The sequence below is a fragment of the Pseudomonas sp. MWU12-3088 genome, from assembly GCF_023242405.1.
In the GTDB taxonomy this organism is placed as follows: domain Bacteria; phylum Pseudomonadota; class Gammaproteobacteria; order Pseudomonadales; family Pseudomonadaceae; genus Aquipseudomonas; species Aquipseudomonas kribbensis.
The window spans coordinates 460,853-485,075 of sequence record NZ_JALJEA010000004.1 but is presented as its reverse complement, the minus strand read 5'-3'; the positions used below and the strand labels follow the sequence as shown (position 1 = coordinate 485,075).

The 24,223-nt window shown below is 60.7% G+C and carries 19 protein-coding genes and 4 tRNA genes; 7 read left to right on the top strand and 16 right to left on the bottom strand.

The genetic code is table 11. The features are described 5' to 3' along the window. The 6 genes from M5B98_RS13825 to M5B98_RS13800 form a co-directional block, all read right to left on the bottom strand. Nucleotides 1-3,321 (bottom strand): DUF6531 domain-containing protein (locus M5B98_RS13825; protein ID WP_248742972.1); only part of this gene is annotated, 3,321 nt, incomplete at its 3' end. Between the two features lie 224 nt (nt 3,322-3,545). Next, nucleotides 3,546-3,953, bottom strand: a complete 408-nt coding sequence (locus tag M5B98_RS13820; protein ID WP_248742971.1) for a tetratricopeptide repeat protein — start codon at nt 3,951-3,953, stop codon at nt 3,546-3,548. Further along, complete coding sequence (locus tag M5B98_RS13815) at nt 3,954-4,325, bottom strand: hypothetical protein (protein ID WP_003223109.1); 372 nt, start codon at nt 4,323-4,325, stop codon at nt 3,954-3,956. Then, the gene (locus M5B98_RS13810) at nt 4,322-4,663 is read right to left on the bottom strand and encodes a helix-turn-helix domain-containing protein (protein WP_007950435.1); all 342 of its coding nucleotides are present in this window, start codon (nt 4,661-4,663) and stop codon (nt 4,322-4,324) included. The genes M5B98_RS13815 and M5B98_RS13810 overlap by 4 nt, the downstream gene beginning before the upstream one ends. A 114-nt stretch (nt 4,664-4,777) precedes the next feature. Further along, nucleotides 4,778-5,233, bottom strand: a complete 456-nt coding sequence (locus M5B98_RS13805) for a YkvA family protein (protein ID WP_085732321.1) — start codon at nt 5,231-5,233, stop codon at nt 4,778-4,780. Between the two features lie 294 nt (nt 5,234-5,527). Further along, a complete protein-coding gene (locus M5B98_RS13800) occupies nt 5,528-6,244 on the bottom strand; it encodes an FKBP-type peptidyl-prolyl cis-trans isomerase (protein ID WP_201227346.1) in 717 nt (238 codons plus the stop codon). Nucleotides 6,245-6,514: 270 nt separating this feature from the next. On the opposite strand from M5B98_RS13800, the gene M5B98_RS13795 reads away from it, so the two are divergent. Both M5B98_RS13795 and M5B98_RS13790 read left to right on the top strand, forming a co-directional pair. Beyond that, nucleotides 6,515-8,323, top strand: coding sequence for a di-heme-cytochrome C peroxidase (locus M5B98_RS13795; RefSeq protein ID WP_248742970.1), 1,809 nt, complete (start codon nt 6,515-6,517; stop codon nt 8,321-8,323). A 26-nt stretch (nt 8,324-8,349) separates the two neighbouring features. Continuing rightward, a complete protein-coding gene (locus M5B98_RS13790; RefSeq protein WP_248742976.1) occupies nt 8,350-9,486 on the top strand; it encodes a catalase family protein in 1,137 nt (378 codons plus the stop codon). A gap of 145 nt (nt 9,487-9,631) precedes the next feature. Here the strand turns inward: M5B98_RS13790 and M5B98_RS13785 are convergent. The 4 genes from M5B98_RS13785 to M5B98_RS13770 all read right to left on the bottom strand — a co-directional run bounded on the left by M5B98_RS13785 (nt 9,632) and on the right by M5B98_RS13770 (nt 10,165). Next, a tRNA-Asp gene (locus M5B98_RS13785) sits at nt 9,632-9,708 on the bottom strand. Between the two features lie 19 nt (nt 9,709-9,727). Beyond that, nucleotides 9,728-9,803, bottom strand: a tRNA-Val gene (locus tag M5B98_RS13780). Between the two features lie 190 nt (nt 9,804-9,993). Further along, a tRNA-Asp gene (locus tag M5B98_RS13775) sits at nt 9,994-10,070 on the bottom strand. Nucleotides 10,071-10,089: 19 nt separating this feature from the next. Next, nucleotides 10,090-10,165: transfer RNA gene (locus tag M5B98_RS13770), tRNA-Val, on the bottom strand. 159 nt (nt 10,166-10,324) lie between these two features. Between M5B98_RS13770 and rdgC the strand changes: the two genes are divergently transcribed. The 3 genes from rdgC (at nt 10,325) to sugE (ending at nt 12,781) form a co-directional block, all read left to right on the top strand. After that, the gene (rdgC, locus tag M5B98_RS13765; protein WP_007950430.1) at nt 10,325-11,245 is read left to right on the top strand and encodes a recombination-associated protein RdgC; all 921 of its coding nucleotides are present in this window, start codon (nt 10,325-10,327) and stop codon (nt 11,243-11,245) included. 145 nt (nt 11,246-11,390) lie between these two features. Next, entirely contained in the window at nt 11,391-12,356 is a 966-nt protein-coding gene (locus M5B98_RS13760) for a bile acid:sodium symporter family protein (RefSeq protein WP_248742969.1), read from the top strand. Nucleotides 12,357-12,466: 110 nt separating this feature from the next. Next, nucleotides 12,467-12,781 carry a quaternary ammonium compound efflux SMR transporter SugE gene (gene sugE, locus M5B98_RS13755; RefSeq protein ID WP_085682912.1) on the top strand — a complete coding sequence of 105 codons (315 nt, stop codon included), beginning with the start codon at nt 12,467-12,469 and terminating at the stop codon, nt 12,779-12,781. A gap of 45 nt (nt 12,782-12,826) precedes the next feature. Here the strand turns inward: sugE and M5B98_RS13750 are convergent, their stop codons facing one another. The 4 genes from M5B98_RS13750 to M5B98_RS13735 form a co-directional block, all read right to left on the bottom strand. Next, entirely contained in the window at nt 12,827-14,701 is a 1,875-nt protein-coding gene (locus tag M5B98_RS13750) for an MFS transporter (protein WP_248742968.1), read from the bottom strand. 98 nt (nt 14,702-14,799) lie between these two features. Then, complete coding sequence (locus M5B98_RS13745) at nt 14,800-15,951, bottom strand: TDT family transporter (protein ID WP_114881968.1); 1,152 nt, start codon at nt 15,949-15,951, stop codon at nt 14,800-14,802. Nucleotides 15,952-16,056: 105 nt separating this feature from the next. Then, nucleotides 16,057-16,368, bottom strand: a complete 312-nt coding sequence (locus M5B98_RS13740) for a cupin domain-containing protein (protein ID WP_248742967.1) — start codon at nt 16,366-16,368, stop codon at nt 16,057-16,059. Nucleotides 16,369-16,420: 52 nt separating this feature from the next. After that, nucleotides 16,421-17,608 (bottom strand): MFS transporter, encoded by a 1,188-nt coding sequence (locus tag M5B98_RS13735; RefSeq protein ID WP_248742966.1) that lies wholly within the window; start codon nt 17,606-17,608, stop codon nt 16,421-16,423. Nucleotides 17,609-17,699: 91 nt separating this feature from the next. On the opposite strand from M5B98_RS13735, the gene M5B98_RS13730 reads away from it, so the two are divergent. Beyond that, on the top strand, nt 17,700-18,242 hold the full coding sequence (locus M5B98_RS13730; protein ID WP_248742965.1) for a TetR/AcrR family transcriptional regulator: 543 nt from the start codon (nt 17,700-17,702) through the stop codon (nt 18,240-18,242). A gap of 136 nt (nt 18,243-18,378) precedes the next feature. Then, on the top strand, nt 18,379-21,849 hold the full coding sequence (locus tag M5B98_RS13725; protein ID WP_248742964.1) for a hybrid sensor histidine kinase/response regulator: 3,471 nt from the start codon (nt 18,379-18,381) through the stop codon (nt 21,847-21,849). A gap of 9 nt (nt 21,850-21,858) precedes the next feature. On the opposite strand, the gene rmuC is transcribed toward M5B98_RS13725, so the two are convergent. Both rmuC and M5B98_RS13715 read right to left on the bottom strand, forming a co-directional pair. Next, nucleotides 21,859-23,223: a DNA recombination protein RmuC gene (gene rmuC, locus M5B98_RS13720; protein ID WP_170931591.1), complete on the bottom strand. Its 1,365-nt coding sequence runs from the start codon at nt 23,221-23,223 to the stop codon at nt 21,859-21,861. Between the two features lie 175 nt (nt 23,224-23,398). Beyond that, nucleotides 23,399-23,722 (bottom strand): sel1 repeat family protein, encoded by a 324-nt coding sequence (locus M5B98_RS13715; RefSeq protein WP_248742963.1) that lies wholly within the window; start codon nt 23,720-23,722, stop codon nt 23,399-23,401. Nucleotides 23,723-24,223: the final 501 nt, after the last annotated feature.

The following is a 24,223-nucleotide window of genomic DNA, read 5'->3' as shown; positions in this document are numbered from 1 at the left end:
TTGATGGCCTACGGCGTGGGACAACAAGCGGCCCTGTTCGTCGTAGGCATATTCGCTGAGCAGCAGGCCTTGCTGACGCTGCTGTTCGCGACCGTTCTGGTAGACGTGGCGGGTGAGCAAGGCGCCGTTGAGGTCGATCGCGGTCAGCGCGCCGCCCTTGGCGTAGTGGTAGTCGAGCTTGCTGTTGTCCGGCAGACGCATCCGGGTGAGCTGGCCGCAGGCGTCGTAGGTATAACGTAAGGTGCCCCAGCCCTGATGCTCGCGCACCAGTCGGTCCTGCAGGTCGTATTCGAAGGCCAGCGGGTGATTCTGGCCGTCATCCACGCCGACCAAACGGCCTAGACGGTCGTAGCGGTATTCAACCGTGCTGGCGTCGGGCAGGGTCTTGAGCAGCAGACGCCCAGCAGCATCACGTTGGTAGCCGGTGACCAGCGTCGAGCCGTCGTCGCCGAACTCGGTCTTCTCCAGCAAATGACCGTTGCGGTCGTAGGCGTACGCGGTGCGCCGGCCATCGAAGCCGGTTTCCTGTCGGATCAATCCGGTCGGCGTGTAGTCCAGTCGGTACTTTTCACCGGACTCGTTCTCGATCTCCGTGAGCAGCAACTGCGCATGGTCATAGCGGTATTGCAGCCGCGTGCCGTCGGGGTTGATCCGCCGGCTGACCAGGTGCAGGTCGTCGTCATGCTCGTAACGGGTGATCCGCCCCAGTTCATCGCGTTCGGCGGTGATCTGGCCGTAGGCGCTGTAGGACCAGGCACGGGTGGCTCCGGTTGAAAGCGTGGTCTGGATCAGCCGGCCAACGGCGTCCCACACCTGATGGGTGACCGCGCCGTGTTCGTCCTGCGCAGTAATCCGCCGTCCCAAGGCATCGTAGGAAAACTTCCGAACCCCACCGTCGGGCAGGCTTTCCTCGATCAGTTGCCCGAGGTCGTTCCACACGAACACATGCCGACCACTGTCCGGATAACGAATCGACAGCAACCGCCCCTGCGGGTCGTAGTGGTAATGGGTGACATGACCGTCGGGATCGACCGCTTCGGTGACGTCGCCCTGGGCATTGCGCCGGTAGGTCCACTCCGCCTCGTCCCGGCTACGGCAGTGCAGGAAACCGTTGCGATACTCGTAGGACGTCGGCGTATCGTCCGGCGGAATCAGCGCAACTAACCGTCCGACATCGTCATAGCGGTATTCGGTAACCGCCCCCAGCGCATCCTGCTCGGCGACCAGCCGGCCCTGCGCGTCGTAGGCCTTGAGCTGCTCTCCACCGTCAGCCGCGACCTGGCGCACCAGCCGCGCCGTGTCGTCGTGGACGTAAACCTCTTCGCGACCGTCGACGTACTGCACCCGAACAGAGCCGGCGTCATCCCAGACGTAACGCGTGTCCATCTGCGAAAACGACGCCCAGTGCCGCACGCAACGCGCCGCTTTGCCGGAACGCTCCCACTCCCAGAAGAAGCTCGCGCCACCCGTTAACTGCCGCTGCAGGATGACGTGGGCATCGTCGTAGTCGTAACGCTCGCTTTCGCCAACGGCGTTGGTCGCCTCGATCAGGCGATGACAGGCATCGAAGCGGTAGCTGACCAGCGTCTGTTCGGTACGCCAAGCAGACTCACAAAAAACCTGATAATCGACCGCGACCAGATGCGCCCGCTCATAGCGCAGCAACAAGGAACGACCGGCCCCGTTATCCAGGCGCTCAACGCGATCCAGACGATCACGCGCAATGCGCAACCGGTTGCCGTACGCATCGCTGACGACCGTCAGACGCCCAGCCCGAAAGTGATAAAACCGCGCCGCGTCCCCCGCCAGCGCAACGATCAGTTCCTCCGGCTCATCCCCGAGAAAGATCGCCGCTCGCGACAGACTGTTGTGAATCGACGGCCGCTCGACACTCGGCAGCGGAAACCGCGTGCGCCGGTTCTCATGGTCAACCCAGACCACCCCGTCGCCATCAACTTCCAGCCGATGCGCCAGCGAGTGACTCCAGCCAAACCCCAACCCGACATCGATCTCGGCGGCACTGGTGCGATACAAGCGGCTGAACTCGAACGGCAGCACTCCGTCGAGCACGCCATCGGTCAGCGTCAGCAGCTCCTCGCCGGTGACCATCGACACCGGGCAGCCGTTGGTGCAGGTCCGGGGCACGCAATCAGCACTGTCGCCGTTGGGGTTCCTCGCCTGATCAGGCTTGTCGTCGTGGTGCTCATCTTTTTTCAGGGAAGCGTTGCGTCTGGCATCCCAACGCAATTGCATGCGGCCCTTCTTCACGCCGGCTGCGATACCTCGTGCAGCGACGGATTTGTAGTTGTTCACGTAGTCGATTACGGTGCCGACAATGCCGAACAACGCCTTCACCAGACGCATCACCACCGACAACAACTGAGCGCCACGATCCACCAGGCGCAAGGTCAGATACGCAATCCCCGCCCCGGCACCAACGAAGGTCAGCACAACGCCGATCAACACATCGATCAGCAGTTGCACCACCACCATCGAGACGGCTTCGGCGGTTTTCCCTGCAATTTCATTGGGCGGCAGCATCTCGAGCCACAGACTGGCCGTGCGCAACAACAGACAGAGCGCCGCTTCGTCACTGACGAGCAGTTGGAGCTGCTCCATTTTCTCCGGCATCGACTGCGCGAAATCGGCCAATGCCGCCGCGCCGTCTCTCAGCCGACCCGCAAATTCAAGCGGATTCTTGAGAATCTCCGACAACAACCCGATGCTGTCCCACACCCCCTCGATCGCCGCCCAGCTCCCGGCCAGCATTCCGTTGCCGGCAGCAGTGGCCACCGACTGCGACCACTGCGGCTTGAAGCCCTGCCACTCGCTGCGCAGCCAACTGTCCAGTTGCCGAGTCAGGCCATCGTAGGACTCGAAAAGCTCATCAACCTGTTGCTCGCTGGCGCCGCCGTGCACCACCACCCGATAGAACTTGCCCGGCTCACCGGTGAACAAACCCTTGCCCTGAGCATCGAGCGTGACGGACTTGACCTCGCCGCCATCCACCGCCACGACATCGACAACGATGTCGCCCAGCGGAATGTCATACACCGACTCGAACTTGCTCTCGATCTCCATCCGCCCGGTTTCGGGGCATTGCACGACGGCCGAAGAGAAACGGTTGTCGTCAATGGCGACTGCCGTGCTGTGCTCGCCGAAACGGATGATCCGCTCCATCCCCATCAGTGACGGCAGATCGGCCGCATGGCTGATGCTGTCGGCTGAACGACTGAGCCAATGCCTGAGCTGTTCGCGATAGAGATCGAGGGTGCGGGGAAAGCTGTCGAGCGCTTGCTCGATGCGGGTGACGGCTTCCATCAACGCATTCCCATGCGCATGACGAAATGAAAAACCGGGTCGAACATGGGCGTTCCCTCGCGCAAAAATCAGGCGAAGGACTTTGCGGGGGATCAAACGGAAAAGAAGTCAGGCGAGTAGGCGATGGATGTAGGAGAAGTCTGTAACTGATCTTTATCGAATCGCAGACGCAAAAACGGGGCGGGAGGTTTCCCTCTCGCCCCGCTCACGGAACAGATGACTATTTACGAAGAAGAATGCCGGCCGGTCAGCTCTTTCAATTTGAGCTCTGCCAACGGATGTCCGGCCTTGGCAGCCATGGTCCACCAGCGAACCGCTTCCGAAGGGTCCGGAGCCTTGCTCGGTGTACCTGCCAGGCTGATGACACCGACCTGATACGCAGCCTTGCCATCCCCGGCCAGCGCCGCCAGCCGCAGCAACCGGACGCCCTCCTCACGCGCCCCCAGGCCCACTCCACGAAACGTCAGGATGTGCCCGTAAAAGCTTTGCGCGCCGACATCGCCCAGGTTGGCCATTCGCGCAAATTGCCCTTCGAGCCAACGCCAGCCTCGGGGCTGACGGACAAACCACGACCAGTGAAACAGCCTACGGGCCAGCCAGTAACTTGCCCGCGCCTTGAGTCGTAAAAACACTCAGGCCTCCGCCGATTCCGGGTACTCGTACTCAAAGACCCGCACCACTTCCGAGGCATGCCATGAGGCGGCGGCAACACCATCGGACGGGCCGGAAAATCGCCCCAGACGCTCGACACACTCAAAGAAACCGGTGCGTGGCAGGCGACTGGCGCCCTGGCTGATCACCAGCGAACTGCGCAACGGTTGTTCGGCTTTCGCGTCCAGCGCAGCCAGATGCTCCAGGGCAGCAGTCAGGGTCTGCATCGCCGGCGTCGGCAGTTGCAGACGTTCGAGCAAGGCTCGATAGGTCAGAAGATGGCGCTGCCTGCGCGCCTGGTCCAGCTCCCCCAGCAATCCGTCCCAATGTTGACGACTGATGCGTACGCTCACGATTGTTCCCTCCACCCTGGCACCGTCAACTCCCAGGCCAGGCTGCGGCGAATCGCAGCGTCGGGCAGACGCTCACCGCTTTCGATCATGGCCAGGTAAGACGGGCTGATGCCTACCGTGCGGGCGAGCGCCTCGATGGCGATGCCCTTCCCTTCGCGCAAACTGCGTAATTGATCCAGACCTGGAAGAATCGGGTCCGGTGTGGCCGCAAGCGGCGCTGGAGCCGGTTGCGACGGTGCTTCGTTAATGCCTGCTGCTTTCAGTAGAGCCTGATACTGAGCCCATGGCAGAACCGCATATTCGGGTTCGCCATCGCGTGCAATTATCTGAATATCCATGACTACCCCGTAGGACAACAACACTTAGCGAGTCGGCACTTTTCCCTAGAAGTGTAATCCTAACAGCGGCCAAGGTCGTGGGGGGCATCTATCTGAATAAGAGGCTGTCGCGATTCAGGACTTTTTCGGGCCCTGAAGTTGAAGTTGCTCGGGTGTATCGGGCAGGCGCTCGACAACCCTGAGTTTTTCTGGCGATTGTCGCTGACGCCACAAGCGGAATGCATTGAGTTCGTCGTCGAGGGTTTTCATCACCCAGGCAAGGACGGCGATGTCATCGAGCATGCCGAAAACGGGAATGAAATCCGGGATCGCATCCACCGGACTGAGGAAGTACATCAGGCCCGCAACGACCGAAATCATTGCCTTGGGACTGATTGCGCGATATTCGCCACGCCAGTACGCCAGGCACAGGGCCTGGAGCAATCGCAGATCATCCTTCAGCTTGCCGAGACGATTGCCCTGGGCGGCGCCTTTGCTGGCGACGGCAAACAGCAGTGTCGGCAAGCGGCCACGAGCCAGGAGTCGTCCGGCCAATGGCAGGAACCGGGCGAAATTCCATGGAGCTTTCATCTATTTCTCCCGTTGAAATGTTATCCACACAAATTGTGGATAACCTTGTGAACAGAGCTGCATTTCAACGCTGAGAGCCCCGTTTTATAAGGGCTGCGCTCAGATCGGGCGTTTTTTACTCACATAAAAAACCCCAATATTTCATTGACTTGGCGGCTCAGGGCGTCTAGCGCGGGCAGCTACAAAGTCTAGGACTGTCGTGGCGCCTGTCGGTTCGCTCTGTTTACGCCGGGCGCCGACCAGATGCAACAACGCCCCGCATTAGCGAGGCGTTGTTGTCGAAACCGGGGCCAATTACTTGGCTGCGGCGTCTTCCTTGGCTGGATCCTTGATGGCCAGCAGTTCCAGGTCGAAGACCAGAACCGAGTTGGCCGGGATCGCCGGGCTTGGCGATTGGGCGCCGTAAGCCAGATCGCTAGGGATGTACAGCTTGTACTTCTCGCCAACGTGCATCAGTTGCAGGCCTTCGACCCAACCCGGGATCACACCGCTGACCGGCAGATCGATCGGGCTGCCGCGCTCGACGGAGCTGTCGAATACGGTGCCGTTGGTCAGCTTGCCGGTGTAGTGAACGGTCACTACGTCGGTAGGTTTAGGCTGTGGGCCGTCGGCTTTCTTGACCACTTCGTACTGCAGACCGGAAGCGGTGGTGGTCACGCCGGCTTTCTTGCCGTTTTCTTCGAGGAATTTCTTGCCGGCGGCTGCCGACTCTTCGCTCATCTTGGCCATGCGCTCTTCGGCACGCTTTTGCAGTGCAGCGAAGGCTTCGACCAGATCTTCATCTTTCAGCTTCTGTTCTTTCTTGCCGACGGCATCTTCGATGCCCTGGGCTACCGCTTTGGAGTCCAGATCATCCATGCCTTCCTGAGCAAGGCTCTTGCCCATGTTCAGGCCGATACCGTAGGAAGCTTTTTGCGCCGGGGTTTTCAGCTCTACGCTGGTCTGCGAATCACAACCCGCGAGGACCAGGCTAACCAGGGCAACCGCCGCCGCCAACCGATGCTGTTTCATGCTATTTCCTTGTTCATGCGCCGAAAGGGCAATCGAGTAAAGCCGCGAGCTTATCAGGCCGCCACGACCAATGGCTACCGGCATGAGAGCAGGAATCTTCCGATAAGTTCAGGGATTAAAAAGCATTTGAGCAAAGCCATGATGAAGCTTCTGTCATCTTGCCCTGACAGTGACCGATACCCCTTCCCACAACACTTGGCGTAATGGCCACTTGCCGCACAGGACTCGGCTCAGGCATAACAGCGCAACAACTCGACAAGGATGTTCATCTTGCGCCTCTTATTCCGTGTACTGATGCTGATCGTGGTACTGCTGGGGCTGGTCCTGGCGGTGGTTCTCTACTATGTCGCCAATCCCAAATTACCCTTCCCCGTGCCTGCAAAACAGGTGCATTACCTGAACCAGTGGACTGAGCAAGAGCGCCAGACCTATTACTTCACGCCGCAAGGCACCCAGGTCAAAGGCCTGCGTTATGAGTGGTTCCAGGCTCTGGAACTGCCGTTCTCGCAGCAACGTTTCGCGTCCCCGGAATACCTCGCACGCTTCGGTTTTCTGGTCGATCCGCAGCAAAAAGCCACGCCGAACAACCCGGGGAATCTGCCGGTGGGTTTCACCCGGCATCAAAATCCGGGCAGCTCCGAGCAATATCTGGACATCACCTGCGCGGCCTGCCACACCGGCGAACTGCATCTCAATGGCCAGGCCTTGCGCATCGACGGCGGCTCAGCGCAGCACGTGTTGCCTTCCAGCGTTCCTACATTACGCGGAGGCAGTTTCGGACAGGCCTTGGTTGCCAGTCTGGCTTCCACTTATTACAACCCATGGAAATTCGAGCGGTTCGCCCGCACCGTTCTCGGCGAAGAATACGACGCGCGTCACGAACAACTGCGCAAAGACTTCAAAGGCTCGCTGAATACATTCCTCAAAGTGGCATGGAACGACACCCATCGCGGCCTCTATCCCACCGAGGAAGGTCCTGGCCGGACCGATGCATTCGGACGAATCGCCAACGCGACCTTCGGCGATGCGATTTCCCCGAGCAATTACCGCGTGGCCAACGCTCCCGTGGATTACCCGCAACTGTGGGACATGTGGACCTTTGACTGGGTGCAATGGAATGGCTCGGCGCAGCAGCCGATGGCGCGCAACATCGGCGAGGCGCTGGGGGTTGGCGCCACGTTGAATTTCTTCGATGCCAACGGCCAGCCGCTGCAGGGCGATGAACGTTACGCCTCGAGCGTGCGCGTGCGCGATCTGCACAAGATCGAAGAAACCCTGCAAAAACTTCAGCCACCCGCCTGGCCAGAAGAACTGTTTGGCAAAGTCGACAAACCACTGGCGGCCAAGGGTCGAGCCCTGTTTGCCGAAAACTGTGCCGGCTGCCATGTGCCTCGGGTGACGCAAGAAGGTGAACGCTGGGTCCAGCATCTGCACATGCTGCCGGTGGACGTCATTGGTACCGATCCGAATGCGGCCAACAACATCGCCAACCACCGTTTCGACCTGACAGCGCTGCAATGGAATCCGGCGGAGCTGGAGAAAATGGACGTGAAGCTGCATCCCACGCCTAAAGAACCGCTCGACCTCAGCCAGCTTTCCGTGGCCAAGGGCCTGGCTTACGTGACGGCATTCGTTGAAAACCGCGCTTATCGTGAAGCGGGCGTCACAGCGCAGGAGAAACCAGAACTCGACGGCTTCGGTCTGCCCATCGGCGTACGCGAGAAGGTCGCCTATAAGGCTCGTCCGCTCGCGGGTGTGTGGGCCACCCCGCCATTCCTGCACAACGGCTCGGTGCCGAGCCTGTATCAACTGCTGTCGCCGCAGGATGAACGCTCCACCACGTTCTACAAAGGCACTCTGGAATACGACCCTCGGCATCTGGGTTATCGCACCGAAGCCTTTACCAACGCTTTCCTGTTCGACACACGCATCACCGGCAACCACAACAGTGGCCATGAATTCCGCGCCGGCGAGCGCGGTAACGGGGTCATCGGGCGGTTGCTGCAGCCTGAGGAGCGCTGGGCGCTGCTGGAATATCTGAAAGTGCTGGGCGGCCCGCTGGAGGCGCAATTGCCATGATCTTCAATTCGTTCAAGAAGCCATCGATGCTGGCGCGCTTCTGGTTGTGGCTGGGGCGGTTGCTGGGTAAAACCCTGCTGTTTTTGCTGGTGGTCGGCCTGATCGGCTGGGCTTTGGCGACGGCCTGGTTTGCCTGGCAGCACCGGGGATCGGTATCGGCACTGGAGCAGATTCCGGACGGTGAAGCGGCCATGACGCAGGACGTGATCCAGACCGCTGTGCGAATTGTCGATCAACACCGGGAAAGCACGCGTTTTCTGCGCGACGCCCATGCCAAGGCCCACGGCTGCGTGAAGGCCGACGTGCAAGTGCTGCCGGATCTGGCTCAGGATCTGCGGCACGGCGTTTTCAGCGAGCCGGGCAAGATCTGGCAGGCGACAATGCGTCTGTCCAACGGCAATGCCTACCCGCAGTTCGACAGCATCCGCGATGCCCGGGGCATGGCGATCAAATTGCTCGATGTGCCGGGCAAACAGTTGCTGGGCGACCGCCAGGACCTGCACGAGCAGGATTTCGTGATGTTCAGCCATCCGAATTTCTTCGTCAGCGATGTCGCTGAATATCGTCAGAATGTGGCGGCGCAGGCTGACGGCAAAAAGGTCATGGCGTTCTTTCCGGGCTGGGATCCGCGAAACTGGCAGTTCAGGCATTTGTTCATTGCGCTGGCAACGCTTTCTCCGCCGCCCGAGAGCCCGACGCGTACGACCTACTTTTCGGTTTCGCCCTACAAGTTCGGCGAGGCCAATGCAAAGTTCCGGGTGATGCCGGATCCGGACAACTGCCCGGCCTACACGCTGCCGAAGCAAAACCAGGATCTGCCGAATTTCCTGCGCAGTGCGTTGAATCAGCAACTGTCCACGGATCGGGTGCCCGCGTGTTTTGTGTTGCAGATCCAGCGTCAGGACGCGAACAAGTACATGCCGATCGAAGACACCAGCATTGAGTGGCGCGAACAGGACAGTCCATTCCAGACAGTCGCCAAAATCACCCTGCCCCCGCAGGACTTCGACACCCCGGCCCTGAACCTGCAATGCGACAACCTGTCGTTCAATCCATGGTTCGGCATCGAGGCCCATCGCCCGATTGGCGGGATCAATCGCCTGCGCAAGGCGGTGTATGAAGCGGTGAGTGATTACCGGCATAGCCGCAACGCCAGCCAGTAACAAACCGCAGAAACGAAAAAAGCGACCCGCAGGTCGCTTTTTTCATGCCCGGACGAGCCAAAAGCCAATCGCCAGAAAGCAAAAAGCCCGCACTGGGCGGGCTTTCCGTGGTGACCTGGCGTTCAGTGTTCCAGGTTACCGAATATGGCGCAGCGGACGGGACTCGAACCCGCGACCCCCGGCGTGACAGGCCGGTATTCTAACCGACTGAACTACCGCTGCGCGAAACGCTTGAAACGAATGGTGGGTGATGACGGGATCGAACCGCCGACATTCTGCTTGTAAGGCAGACGCTCTCCCAGCTGAGCTAATCACCCTTCGCTTCGTTACGGGACGCATTATGCCACAAGTTTTCGTAAAGTGTTGATTTAATTGAAGTTTTTTTCAAATAAATCCGAAAACCGGTGAAACGACACATTCCGCATGTACAACTCGAGGCAGAAAAAAACCCGCCTTGGCGGGTTCTTCCGTGGTGACCTGGCGTTCAGTGTTCCAGGTTACCGAATATGGCGCAGCGGACGGGACTCGAACCCGCGACCCCCGGCGTGACAGGCCGGTATTCTAACCGACTGAACTACCGCTGCGCTAAACACTTGAAACGAATGGTGGGTGATGACGGGATCGAACCGCCGACATTCTGCTTGTAAGGCAGACGCTCTCCCAGCTGAGCTAATCACCCTTCGCTTCGGTGTGGCGCGCATTCTACGGAGCGACCCAACCTCTGGCAAGCACTTTTTTAAATAATTTTCTCAGGCCTTCCAAAGGCTTAGAGAAGGGTTGGCCTATGGGGCGGCGAAGACAATAATGCCCCCCTTTGTATAAAGGAGAGACTCACCCCATGTGGTTCAAGAACCTGCTTATCTATCGCCTGACCCAAGACCTGCCTGTCGATGCCGAGGCGCTGGAAACTGCACTGGCCACCAAACTGGCGCGTCCATGTGCAAGCCAGGAGTTGACCACCTACGGTTTCGTCGCGCCGTTCGGCAAAGGCGAAGATGCGCCACTGGTGCACGTCAGCGGTGACTTCCTGCTGATCTCCGCCCGTAAAGAAGAACGCATTCTGCCAGGCAGCGTCGTGCGTGACGCGGTCAAGGAGAAAGTCGAAGAGATCGAAGCCGAGCAGATGCGCAAGGTCTATAAGAAAGAACGCGATCAGATCAAGGATGAAATCATCCAGGCGTTCCTGCCGCGCGCCTTTATTCGTCGCTCGTCGACTTTCGCTGCCATCGCGCCGAAACAGGGCCTGATCCTGGTCAACTCGGCCAGCCCGAAACGCGCCGAAGACCTGCTCTCCACCCTGCGCGAAGTGATCGGCACCCTGCCGGTTCGTCCGCTGACCGTGAAAACCGCGCCGACTGCCGTGATGACCGAATGGGTCACCACCCAGCAAGCCGCCCCGGACTTCTTCGTCCTGGACGAGTGCGAACTGCGCGACACCCACGAAGATGGCGGCATCGTGCGCTGCAAACGTCAGGACCTGACCAGCGAAGAAATCCAGCTGCACCTGAGCACCGGCAAAGTGGTGACTCAACTGTCGCTGGCCTGGCAGGACAAACTGTCGTTCATGCTCGACGACAAGATGACCGTCAAACGCCTGAAGTTCGAAGATCTGTTGCAGGATCAGGCGGAACAGGACGGCGGCGACGAAGCCCTCGGTCAACTGGACGCCAGCTTCACCCTGATGATGCTGACGTTCGGCGATTTCCTGCCGGCGCTGGTTGAAGCACTGGGTGGTGAAGAGACGCCGCAGGGGATTTAAAGTCGGCTGATGTAAAACTGTGGGAGCGAGCCTGCTCGCGATGAGGTCGGTACATTCAACATTTTTGTCGACTGTAACGCCGCCATCGCGAGCAGGCTCGCTCCCACATTGGTTTCCGGGGTCTATCAATAATAAGGAACAGGCCATGCGCGCACTGGCTGCACTGAGTCGTTTTGTCGGCAACACCTTCGCTTACTGGGTTCTGATTTTCGCTGTGGTCGCGTTCCTGCAACCAGCCTGGTTCCTCGGTCTGAAAGGCGCAATCGTGCCACTGCTCGGGCTGGTGATGTTCGGCATGGGCCTGACCCTCAAACTCGACGACTTCGCCGCCGTTGCCCGCAATCCATGGCGCGTGGCCCTGGGTGTGGTTGCGCATTTCGTGATCATGCCGGGGATGGCGTGGTTGCTCTGCCAGATTTTCCATCTACCGCCGGAAATCGCCGTCGGGGTGATTCTGGTCGGTTGCTGCCCAAGCGGCACCTCATCGAACGTCATGACCTGGCTGGCCCGGGGCGATCTGGCGCTGTCGGTGGCCATCGCCGCCGTCACCACCCTCCTCGCCCCGCTGCTGACGCCGGCGCTGATCTGGCTGCTGGCCTCGGCCTGGTTGCCGGTTTCGTTCATGGAGTTGTTCTGGTCGATTCTGCAAGTGGTGCTGCTGCCGATCGTGCTCGGTGTCGTCGCGCAACGTTTGCTCGGTGACAGGGTTCGTCACGCAGTGGAGGTTTTGCCGCTGGTGTCCGTGGTCAGCATCGTGATCATCGTCGCCGCCGTGGTTGCTGCCAGTCAGGCGAAAATCGCCGAATCCGGCCTGCTGATCATGGCCGTGGTGATGCTGCACAACAGCTTCGGCTACTTGCTGGGTTATTTCACTGGACGCCTGTTCGGCTTGCCGCTGGCTCAGCGCAAATCGCTGGCGCTGGAAGTCGGCATGCAGAACTCGGGGCTGGGTGCTGCGTTGGCCAGTGCGCACTTTTCGCCATTGGCGGCGGTGCCGAGCGCGCTGTTCAGTGTGTGGCACAACATTTCCGGGGCGCTGCTTTCGACCTGGTTCCGACGCATGAGCGAGAAGGAAGATCGTGAGGCTCTGGCTCGGCAGCCTGCAGACTGACCGGATCCCCGGCGCACATTTTTAGGTACTATGTGCGCCCGCGGGGACGACCCTGCGGCTCAATCGAGTTTCAATCCGGGGACGGCCCCGTCAATCGATGGAGGTCTTTCATGTCCTGGATCATTCTGTTTTTCGCCGGTCTGTTCGAAGTCGGCTGGGCCGTCGGCCTGAAATACACCGATGGCTTCACCCGCCCACTTCCGACCGTCCTGACCGTCGCCGCCATGGCGGTCAGCCTTGGTCTGCTGGGCCTGGCGATGAAAGAACTGCCGCTGGGCACGGCTTACGCGATCTGGACCGGCGTCGGTGCCGTGGGCACGGTGATTGCCGGGATCATTCTGTTTGGCGAGTCGATGGCGTTGATTCGGCTGGCCAGCGTTGCACTGATCATCACCGGGTTGATCGGGCTCAAGGTCAGCGCCTGAGCCGTTGCCGCCATCCTTCGAGGATGGCGGCTTCACCCACATCAACTACCTGACTGCCCCGCGCAACTCTCCCACCAGCGCTTGCAACTCCGCAGGCTGCGCCGCCTCGACCGCCACCGGCGAACCCGCCACCAGCGTCACTCGCGACCACAAGCGGTGAAACAGTCCTTTATTCGGATCGCGACTGAAGAAACTCCCCCACAATCCCTGCAACGCCAGCGGAATCACCGGCACCGGTGTCTCTTCGAGAATCCGCGTCAGCCCCCCCTTGAACTCGTTGATCTCACCGTCAGCGGTCAACTTGCCTTCCGGGAAGATGCACACCAGCTCACCGTCCTTCAGATACTGGGCAATCCGGGTGAAGGCCTTTTCGTAGATCTGGATGTCTTCCTGGCGTCCGGCGATCGGAATGGTCCCCGCCGTGCGGAAGATAAAGTTCAGCACCGGCAGGTTGTAGATCTTGTAGTACATGACAAAACGAATCGGCCGACGCACCGCGCCGCCAATCAGCAACGCATCGACGAACGATACGTGGTTGCACACCAGCAACGCCGCGCCCTCATCAGGAATCGCTTCCAGGTTGCGATGCTCGACGCGGTACATGGAATGGCTGAGCAGCCAGATCATGAAACGCATGCTGAACTCGGGGACGATCTTGAAGATGTAGGCGTTGACACCGATGTTCAGCAGCGACACCACCAGGAACAACTGCGGAATCGACAGCTTGACCACGCTCAGCAACACGATAGAGACGATGGCTGAAATCACCATGAACAGCGCGTTGAGAATGTTGTTGGCGGCAATCACCCGCGCCCGCTCGTTCTCGGCGGTGCGCGACTGGATCAGCGCATACAGCGGCACGATGTAGAAACCGCCAAAGATGCCGAGGCCGAGGATGTCGACCAGCACAGCCCAGGCGTGACCGTAACCGAGGACTTCAGTCCAGCTGTGGCCAACGGCACTCTCCGGAATTCCGCCGGAATGCCACCACAGCAACAGCCCGAAAACCGTCAGGCCGAACGAGCCGAACGGCACCAGACCGATCTCGACCTTGCGCCCGGAAAGCTTCTCGCAAAGCATGGAGCCGAGGGCGATACCGACCGAAAACACGGTGAGAATCAAGGTGACCACGGTTTCGTCGCCGTGCATCCATTCCTTCGCATAAGCCGGGATCTGCGTCAGATAAATCGCCCCGACGAACCAGAACCACGAGTTGCCGACAATCGAGCGCGACACTGCAGGCGTCTGGCCCAGCCCGAGTTTCAGCGTGGCCCAGGACTGGCTGAAAATATTCCAGTTCAGGCGCATTTCCGGCGAGGCGGCTGCCGCCCGGGGAATGCTGCGGCTGGCGAGGTAACCGAGTACGGCGATGCCAACAATCGCGGTCGATACCAGCGGCGCATAGTGCGACGAGGACATGATTACCCCGGCGCCGATGGTACCGGCCAGAATCGCCAGAAACGTGCCCATTTCCACCAGACCGTTGCCGCCGACCAGCTCATCCTCGTGCAAGGCCTGCGGCAGGATCGAATACTTCACCGGCCCGAACAGCGCCGAGTGCGTGCCCATGGCGAACAGGGCCACCAGCATCAGCGACAGGTGATCGAACAGGAAGCCGACGGATCCCACGGCCATGATGGCGATTTCTGCCAGTTTGATCAGACGGATCAGCGCATCCTTGGCGAACTTTTCGCCGAACTGTCCGGCCAGCGCCGAAAACAGGAAGAACGGCAGAATAAACAGCAGCGCACACAGGTTGACCCAGATCGACCGGTCACCTTCGATGGTCAGCCGATAGAGAATGGCGAGGATCAGCGATTGCTTGAACACGTTGTCGTTGAACGCGCCCAGCGACTGGGTGATGAAGAACGGCAGAAAGCGCCGGGTACGCAGCAGGTTGAACTGTGAGGGGTGACTCATCTTCCGTGTGTCCCTGATGTTGGGTAACGAGTGGCCTGGATACGCTTATTGGAATGTCGATCCGCGATCCAGGCCACACCTTACCTAAACTTTTCAGGTTATTTCTTCAAACCTGCAATGCACGGTGAAACAAACAGCTCGCCGCGCCAGGCGCCTTGCAGTGTGCGCTTGCCGACGATCAGCCACATCACCGCCAGCAACGTCACCAGCACACAACCGGCCACGCTGAAAAATGTCAGGTTCAACGTGCTGCCGAGTTTCAGGGTCGCCAGCGAATACACACCCAACGGGAAGGTAAAACCCCACCAGCCAAGGTTGAACGGGATGCCGTCGCGCAGGTAGCGCACGGTGATCAGCAGTGCCATCAACATCCACCACAGACCAAAGCCCCAGAGCGTGATCCCGGCCACCAGGCCCAGGCCCGAAGCGATTTCACCGATCCCTGGCAGGCCGTTGGCCGCGAAGATCGCTGGCGCATCGCCGCCCAGCAGCAACATGCCCAGGGCACCGGTGCCGATCGGCCCCAATGCGAGCCAGCTCGACGCCGCCATGTTTTCGTGGGGCAGTTTGTGCAGGGCCATGCGCAGCAGCAGGATGGTCAGAATGCTGAACGCAACCGGCAGGGAAAATGCCCAGAGCACGTAGCTGGTCGTCAGCACTACCAATTGCGAGTGTGCGTCGGCCAGATGCGGCGCGAGCAGTCCACCGCTGGCCGCCGCCACTTCTGCCGCCACCACCGGCAACAGCCAGACGGCGGTCATCTGATCAATGCTGTGTTCCTGACGGGTAAACATCATGTAGGGAATCAGCACACCGCAGGCCAGCGACATCGCCACGTCCAGCCACCACAGCACTTCAGCCAGATGAATGACGCCCTCGCCCCAGCGCGGCAGACCGAACAGCAGAAAGCCATTGATGATGGTCGCCAGCCCCATGGGAATGGTGCCGAAGAACATCGAAACCGTGGAGTGCCCGAAGATCCGCCGCGCCTCGTCGAAAAACAGAATCCAGCGCGCGGCGTATGCAGCGGTAAACAGCACGAACAACAGAATGTTGAACATCCACAACCCTTCGGCCACGGCATGCAGCCCCGGGATGGCGACGGGCAATTGCGCCAGCGCCAACGCCAGCACACCGGTACCCATGGTCGCGGCGAACCAGTTCGGTGTGAATTGACGGATCACTTCACGGGGATGCTGAAGCTGACTGAAAGGCTTGATGCCGGGTTTGGCACTGTTGGGGCAAATCATCATGAACTCCTGTCCTCAGGTGAGGTTGAGCCCATGGTAGAACCGAATCAAATATCTATATAACGGGTAATTTCTCTAACTGTTATCTATTTAGCAGATATAGGCCTAAACGCTGCCCTCAGTCTCGATCACCAGAATCCGCGCGGCGCCTTGCGGGTGGGCAACATGCTCGGTACCGACGGACGCGTAGAAGATGTCACCGACATCGAGCTGCACCTGCTTTTCTTCGCCCTCTTCGCGGTAGCGCATGAGCACCTGACCGTCGAGCACCACGAACACTTCCTCGCCGTCGTTGACGTGCCATTTGTACGGCTGGTCGGTCCAGTGCAATCGCGTGGTAATGCCGTTCATGTTGGCGATGTCGAGCGCGCCCCAGGCACGCTCGGCGGTGAAGGACTTGCTGCGGATAATCTTCATGAGTCGATCCGTGAGAAGAATGGGCTGGCCAAGGCTAACCGAATCCGCAGGCTTATGGCGCGCTGCAGGTCTTGGCCGCCTGCGCACGGAAACTCATCAACAGCGCGCCGACCGCCAGTACGATCAGTACCGCGCCATACACATCGGTGGTCGCCAGCAGGCCGAGGCTGTGGGTGAAGTGCCCGGCCAGCAATGCTGGCAGACAGAACGCCAGGTAACTCAGTACATAGAATGCCGACATCAACCCGGCGCGCTCATGGGGCAACGCCAGCGGCACCAGACTGCGTACCGCCCCCAAAAAACCGGAGCCGAATCCACACCCGGCGACCAGCGTGCCGAAGAAAAACAACGACAGACTGGCGCTGTGCACGCCCAGCAGCATCAGCACGATGCCGGCCGGCAGCAGGCTTGCGCCGAGTTGCAGCGCCCGGGAGGCTGGTCGATTGCGCAATGTGAAAATCATCAGAGCACCTGTCACGGTCAACGCCGCCACGGTCGCGCCGCCGATCAGATTGGAAGTCGAACCGGTCGCCGTGCGTACCAGCGACGGAGCGAGCGAGGCATAGAAACCGCCGAGCGCCCAAGTCGCGGTGTTCAGCGGCAATACCCGCCAAAGTGTGGAACGCGCCTGAACCGGCACATGCAGGGTCGGCCGCAGCGAGGCCCATGCTCCGGCTTGCGGCGAGACACTTTCCGGCAAGCGCCAGACATAAACGCCCTGCAACACAAACAGCACGAGCAGCAGCCAATAGGTCAGTTGCAGCGGTGCAGGCGCGAATTCCACCAGCAAACCGCAGCCCATCGAACCTAGCGCCATGCCAAGCAGCGGCGCCACGCTGTTGATCAGCGGCCCTTGTTGACGGTCAGTGTCCAGCAGCGTCGCGCTCAACACGGCGGTGGCCATGCCGGTGGCAAATCCCTGCAGCACTCGCGCGCCGATCAGCCAGCCGACGCTGTCGGCGTAGATAAACAGCAGCATCGCCAAGGCATTCAGGACAACCGCGGTGAAAATCACCGGTTTGCGTCCCAGGTGATCCGACAACGAACCGACCGTCAGTAGAGCGGCCAGCAGACTCAGCGCGTAGACGCCGAAAATCAGGGTCAGCACCGCTGCCGAGAAATGCAGGTGGTCCTGATACAGGTGATACAACGGCGTCGGCGCGGTGGATGCGGCGAGAAAACTGAGTAAGGTGATCGCCAGAAACCACAGGCTGGAACGGTTGGAAGCAAGGCCGGTCATGAGCACACTCCTTAAAAGCTATTTTTTTGCTTTTGCGGAGTGTGCGCCCGACTTGCGCTTAAAGCAAATTCTTTGTGTTAAGGTCTGGCACATGCCTATTAAAGAAAGTAGCCGTCCCGGCGGCCGAAGCGCCCGGGTACAGGAATCGATTCACGGCGCCGTGCGCGCGCTCCTCGAAGAACAGGAGCGTTCCACCGTGACCGTCCCGCAAATTGCCGCACGGGCGGGGGTTACGCCCTCGACCATTTATCGGCGCTGGGGCGATCTGTCGGCGCTGCTCGCCGACGTCGCCCTCGCCCGCCTGCGTCCTGAAAGCGATCCACTGGAAACCGGCAGCCTGCGCGGCGATATCCGCGCCTGGGCCGAGCAGTATCTGGATGAAATGAGTTCCGAGCCGGGGCGCAATGTCATGCGTGACGTGCAGGCCAGCGCCACACCGGGATTCTGCGTCGCGATCATCGCCGATCAGTTGCAGACCATTGTCGACCGCTTCCCGGACCAGTCGCCGCCGAGCGTGGATCACCTGATCAACCTGGTGGTTTCGCCGACGGTGTTCCGCATTCTGTTTGCCGTGGCACCGCTGGAAGTCGAAGAACTGCACCGGCTGATCGACATCGCGCTGCGTCAGGACTGACAACGCAGAACCGCCCGGTTCTGCGCCTGCGACACCCCGCCACGCCACGACCTTGGTCGACACTGACTAACCGCCGCGCACATGCGAGACTGTCTGGCCGGGCGCGAGTCCGGTCGTATTTTGTCGGGAGTGCTCCATGTCGTTGTCCACCGGGCTGATCGCCGCCGTCGCCCTGGCCTATATGGCCATCATGTTCGCCATCGCCTTCTACGGCGACCGTCGCAGCGCGCCGTTGCCGCCGCGGATGCGTGCCTGGGTGTACAGCCTGTCGCTGGCGGTCTATTGCACCAGCTGGACGTTCTTTGGCGCGGTCGGTCAGGCGGCCGAACAACTGTGGTCATTCCTGCCGATTTACCTCGGGCCGATCCTGCTGTTGCTGGGTGCGCCGTGGGTCCTGCAAAAAATGGTGATGATCAGCAAACAGGAAAACATCACCTCCATCGCCGACTTCATCGCCGCCCGCTACGGCAAATCCCAATCGCTGGCGGTGGTTGTGGCGCTGATCTGTCTGGTCGGCGTACTGCCTTATATAGCCTTGCAACTCAAGGGCATTGTCCTCGGCGTAAACCTGTTGATCGGCGCTGGCGCCGACGCCATGGGCACCCGCGCCCAGGACACAGCGCTGATCGTGTCACTGGTGCTGGCGTTGTTCACCATCGTCTTCGGTACGCGCAACCTCGACGCCACCGAGCACCACCGGGGCATGGTGCTGGCGATTGCTTTCGAGTCGCTGGTGAAACTGTTCGCCTTCCTCGCCGTCGGCGCCTTCGTCACCTATGGCCTGTATGACGGCTTCGACGACCTGTTCAATCAGGCGATGCTCGCCCCGCGCCTTGAGGAATACTGGAAAGAGACCATCAACTGGCCGTCGATGGTGGTGCAGACCGGTGTGGCAATGATGGCGATCATCTGCCTGCCTCGGCAGTTCCACGTCACCGTGGTGGAAAACATCGACCCGCAGGACCTGCGTCTGGCCAAGTGGGTGTTTCCGACTTATCTGGCCTTGGCCGCGCTGTTCGTAGTTCCGATCGCCCTGGCTGGTCAGATGATGCTGCCCAGCTCCGTCCTCCCGGATTCTTTCGTCATCAGCCTGCCGCTGGCCCAGGCCCACCCGGCGCTGGCGATGCTGGCGTTCATTGGTGGCGCGTCGGCAGCCACCGGCATGGTGATCGTGGCGAGTGTGGCGCTGTCGACCATGGTCTCCAACGATATGCTGTTGCCGTGGCTGTTGCGGCGCAACAATGCCGAGCGGCCGTTCGAGGTGTTCCGCCAGTGGATGCTTTCGGTACGCCGGGTCAGCATCGTGGTCATTCTGTTGCTGGCTTACGTCAGCTACCGCCTGCTCGGTTCCACCGCAAGCCTGGCGACCATCGGCCAGATCGCGTTCGCCGCCGTTACTCAACTGGCACCGGCCATGCTCGGTGCGCTGTACTGGAAACAGGCCAACCGCCGTGGCGTGTTCGCCGGTCTCGCCGCCGGCACGTTCCTGTGGTTCTACACCTTGATTCTGCCGATTGCGGCTCGCAGCCTCGGCGTGCCGCTGGAGACGTTCCCGGGACTTGCCTGGCTGCACAGCAACCCGCTGAACCTGCCGATCACCCCGCTGACCCAAGGCGTGGTGCTGTCGCTGGCGGGCAACTTCACCCTGTTCGCCTGGGTCTCGGTACTGTCGCGGACCCGGGTGTCGGAACACTGGCAGGCCGGGCGCTTCATCGGTCAGGAAATCAGCGCCCGGCCGAGCGCACGCTCGATGCTGGCGGTGCAGATCGACGACTTGCTGCAACTGGCGGCACGGTTTGTCGGTGAAGAGCGTGCGCGGCAGAGCTTCATCCGCTTCGCCTATCGCCAAGGCAAAGGCTTCAACCCGAACCAGAACGCCGACGGCGAATGGATCGCCCACACCGAACGATTGCTGGCCGGTGTCCTCGGCGCTTCTTCGACGCGGGCTGTAGTAAAAGCAGCCATCGAAGGTCGGGAAATGCAACTGGAGGACGTCGTCCGGATCGCCGACGAAGCCTCGGAAGTGCTGCAGTTCAACCGCGCGCTGCTGCAAGGCGCCATCGAAAACATCACCCAGGGCATCAGCGTGGTCGACCAGTCGCTGAAACTGGTGGCCTGGAACCGGCGTTATCTGGAGTTGTTCAATTATCCGGACGGCTTGATCAGTGTCGGCCGACCGATTGCCGACATCATTCGCTACAACGCCGAGCGGGGTTTGTGCGGCCCCGGTGAAGCGGAAGTCCACGTCGCCCGGCGCCTGCACTGGATGCGTCAGGGCCGCGCCCACACCTCCGAGCGATTGTTCCCCAATGGCCGGGTGATCGAGCTGATCGGCAACCCGATGCCCGGCGGCGGTTTCGTCATGAGTTTCACTGACATCACCGCGTTCCGCGAAGCCGAACAGGCACTGACCGAGGCCAACGAAGGGCTGGAGCAACGGGTCAGCGAGCGGACTCAGGAACTGTCGCAACTCAACGTCGCGCTGACAGAGGCCAAAGGCAATGCCGAGGCCGCCAACCAGTCGAAAACCCGCTTCCTTGCAGCGGTCAGTCACGACTTGATGCAACCCTTGAACGCCGCACGGCTGTTCTCGGCCGCCCTCTCCCATCAGGACGATGGCTTGAGCGGCGAGGCGCAGAAACTGGTGCAGCATCTGGACAGTTCGCTGCGTTCGGCCGAAGACCTGATCAGCGACCTGCTGGACATTTCCCGCCTGGAAAACGGCAAGATCAACCCGGATCGCAAGCCGTTCGCGGTCAATGAGCTGTTCGACACCCTCGGTGCCGAGTTCAAGGTTCTGGCGCAGGAACAGGGCTTGAGCTTCCGGGTGCGCGGCAGTCACTTGCGCATCGACAGCGACATAAAGCTGCTGCGACGGATTCTGCAGAACTTCATGACCAATGCCTTCCGCTACGCCAAAGGCCCGGTCTTGCTGGGTGTGCGCCGGCGACAGGGCGAGGTTTGCCTGGAGGTCTGGGATCGCGGGCCGGGGATTCCGGAAGACAAGCAGCAAGTGATTTTCGAAGAGTTCAAACGCCTCGACAGCCACCAGACCCGTGCCGAGAAAGGCCTGGGCCTGGGCTTGGCGATTGCCGACGGCTTGTGCCGGGTGCTCGGGCACACCTTGCGCGTACGTTCATGGCCGGGACGCGGCAGTGTGTTCAGTGTGCGGGTGCCGCTGGCGCGGACGCAGACTGCCCAGCCGAGTGCGGCGGTCGAACTCAACGGCAAGCTGCACAGCGGCGCGCAGGTGCTGTGCATCGACAACGAAGACAGCATCCTGATCGGCATGAACAGCCTGCTCACGCGTTGGGGTTGTCAGGTGTGGACGGCGCGCAACCGCGAGGAATGCGCGGCGTTGCTGAGCGATGGCGTACGGCCGCAACTGGCCCTGGTGGACTTCCACCTCGACCACGGCGAGACCGGTACCGATCTGATGGCCTGGTTGCGTACAAGCCTGGGCGAACCGGTGCCCGGCGTGGTGATCAGCGCCGACGGGCATCCGGAAACCGTGGCGCGGGTGCACGCGGCGGGGCTGGATTATCTGGCCAAACCGGTGAAACCGGCGGCGTTGCGGGCGTTGTTGAGTCGCTATTTGCCGCTCTAGAAGAGCGGCTTATTCAGGCAGTTCGACCAGGCCGTCGGCGTCGGTCATGGCGCGCTCCAGCAGATCCGCCGGCAGGCTCTTGCTCGCTCGTGCGCCGAGCAATTTGAGCTGCTCGCTGCGGCTGACCAGGTTGCCACGCCCCTCTGTGAGTTTGTTTCGCGCTGCGCTGTAGGCTTTGTCCAGTTGCTGCAGACGATTGCCGACTTCGTCCAGATCCTGAATGAACAGCACGAACTTGTCGTACAGCCATCCGGCACGCTCGGCGATTTCCCGGGCGTTCTGGCTCTGGCGCTCCTGTTTCCACAGACTGTCGATGACCCGCAGGGTGGCGAGCAGCGTGGTCGGGCTGACGATCACGATATTACGATCGAAGGCTTCCTGGAACAGCGTCGGCTCGGCTTGCAGCGCCGCGGAAAACGCCGCTTCGATGGGCACGAACAGCAAGACGAAATCGAGGCTGTGCAGGCCTTCCAGACGCTTGTAGTCTTTTCCGGCCAGGCCTTTGACGTGACTGCGCAGCGACAGTACGTGCTGCTTCATGGCGATTTGGCCGATGGCATCGTCGTCCGCCGCCACATATTGCTGGTACGCCGTGAGGCTGACCTTGGAGTCGACCACCACCTGCTTGTCGCCCGGCAGGTAAATGATCACGTCCGGCTGGAAGCGCTCGCCGTCCGGGCCCTTGAGGTTGACCTGGGTCTGGTACTCGCGGCCCTTCTCCAGCCCGGCATGTTCCAGCACCCGCTCCAGGATCAGTTCGCCCCAGTTGCCCTGGGTTTTCTGGCCTTTCAGGGCGCGGGTCAGGTTGGTGGCTTCATCGCTCAGGCGCAGGTTCAGTTGCTGAAGACGCTCCAGCTCCTTGGCCAGCGAGAAGCGCTCGCGGGCTTCGGCCTGATAGCTTTCTTCGACCCGTTTTTCGAAGGACTGAATGCGTTCTTTCAAAGGATCGAGCAGTTGCCCGAGGCGCTGCTGGCTGGTTTCGGCGAAACGCTGTTCACGCTCGTCGAAGATCTTGCCCGCCAGCTCGGCGAACTGGGCGCGCAATTCGTCGCGAGAACCTTGCAGGTCATCCAGTCGTTGCTGATGACTTTCCTGTTGTTCGCGCAACTCGGCATTCAGGGAAGCGGCCTGGGCGTCCAGGCGCCGCAGTTCGGCTTCCTTGCTGGCACGTTCGAGGTTCCATGCATGGGCGGCGTCACGGGCATCGTCACGCTCGATCTGCAACAGTTCGACTTCTCGACGCACGGCCGCGAGATCAGCCTGTTTGGCGGCATTGGCCTGGCCGAGGTCGGCGATTTCGTCGCGACAGGCTTCGAGCTGGGCGTTGAGGCCGTCCTGGGCCATCTGCGCCATGGCCAGCCGCTCCTCGAGCAACGCAACTTCAGACTCCCCATGACTGGCCCGGCGCTGCAGTTGCCAGACCAGCGCCAGCAGCGGTAACGCCGCGCCTGCCAAGCCGAGCAAGATGCTGGTCAAGTCCATCGCCATAGTGACTCCCGCCGATCCGATAAAACCTGAAGGTTAACCAAGGCGTCAGGTCTTGGACAGCTCAGTCTTCGATCAGGCCGAGTTCCTGTTGCGCACGTCGATCACCCGCGCGGGCGGCCTGACGCAGCAAATCCTGACCGATACGGCGATCCCGGGCGTTGCCGCACTCACGGCACATCAACTGGCCAAGGCGGCTTTGCGCCACAACCACACCTTCCCGGGCCGGTTGCTTGAGCAGGCGGCCGGCGAGGTGTTTGGCGTTCTGACTGTCGCCCAAGCGCGGGCTGTCGAGCAGCCATTCGGCCACGCGCACGGAAAATCGCTTGGGAGCGGTAACACGAAGGGGTTGGGAAGTAACAGAATCTGGAGATGAACGAAACTTCATAAAGCACTGTGGGACAGATCGGAGGGCGCGCCACTCTACTCTTTTTTTCGCACAGGTAAAGTCGAAAAAATCCCGGCACGCCCGTGCTAGAGCAAGCGCTCGGGACAATCCACAGAAGCTGTGGATAACTCAGTGGACAACCGCCCCCGACTCGCCGCAAAGCCTTGTGGAATGGGGCCCGCAGTCAAACTGACGATTTTTTCACCAGTAAAAAAAAGCGATGTTTTTCATTGACTTAAACTTTCGTTACAGGCAGCCACCGGGGTCAGGTTCGATGTGACAGCGTCGTTACCGTCCGCGCAACTAATGTGCACAAGTACCTGTTACGCGGTTATATCGGTGCGCTTTTTCGGGTCGTTTTGCCAGCCCCGCTGGGGATAAGCCCCTGCGCTGTGCTTGCTCGGCTTGCCCACCGCGACGACCGACGGTCGGAATGTGAGCCAAATCGGGGCGGAGCCGGGGCTCAAGGAACAGTCCGCCTGTTCTTTTTAAAAAATCAGG

Coding starts and splice junctions, on each gene's coding strand:
- M5B98_RS13810 (WP_007950435.1), bottom strand. CDS start 4,663: ATGGATATTCAGATAATTGCACGCGATGGCGAACCCGAATATGCGGTT.
- M5B98_RS13805 (WP_085732321.1), bottom strand. CDS start 5,233: ATGAAAGCTCCATGGAATTTCGCCCGGTTCCTGCCATTGGCCGGACGA.
- M5B98_RS13800 (WP_201227346.1), bottom strand. CDS start 6,244: ATGAAACAGCATCGGTTGGCGGCGGCGGTTGCCCTGGTTAGCCTGGTC.
- M5B98_RS13790 (WP_248742976.1), top strand. CDS start 8,350: ATGCTGGCGCGCTTCTGGTTGTGGCTGGGGCGGTTGCTGGGTAAAACC.
- rdgC (WP_007950430.1), top strand. CDS start 10,325: ATGTGGTTCAAGAACCTGCTTATCTATCGCCTGACCCAAGACCTGCCT.
- M5B98_RS13760 (WP_248742969.1), top strand. CDS start 11,391: ATGCGCGCACTGGCTGCACTGAGTCGTTTTGTCGGCAACACCTTCGCT.
- sugE (WP_085682912.1), top strand. CDS start 12,467: ATGTCCTGGATCATTCTGTTTTTCGCCGGTCTGTTCGAAGTCGGCTGG.
- M5B98_RS13750 (WP_248742968.1), bottom strand. CDS start 14,701: ATGAGTCACCCCTCACAGTTCAACCTGCTGCGTACCCGGCGCTTTCTG.
- M5B98_RS13745 (WP_114881968.1), bottom strand. CDS start 15,951: ATGATTTGCCCCAACAGTGCCAAACCCGGCATCAAGCCTTTCAGTCAG.
- M5B98_RS13740 (WP_248742967.1), bottom strand. CDS start 16,368: ATGAAGATTATCCGCAGCAAGTCCTTCACCGCCGAGCGTGCCTGGGGC.
- M5B98_RS13735 (WP_248742966.1), bottom strand. CDS start 17,608: ATGACCGGCCTTGCTTCCAACCGTTCCAGCCTGTGGTTTCTGGCGATC.
- M5B98_RS13730 (WP_248742965.1), top strand. CDS start 17,700: ATGCCTATTAAAGAAAGTAGCCGTCCCGGCGGCCGAAGCGCCCGGGTA.
- M5B98_RS13725 (WP_248742964.1), top strand. CDS start 18,379: ATGTCGTTGTCCACCGGGCTGATCGCCGCCGTCGCCCTGGCCTATATG.
- M5B98_RS13715 (WP_248742963.1), bottom strand. CDS start 23,722: ATGAAGTTTCGTTCATCTCCAGATTCTGTTACTTCCCAACCCCTTCGT.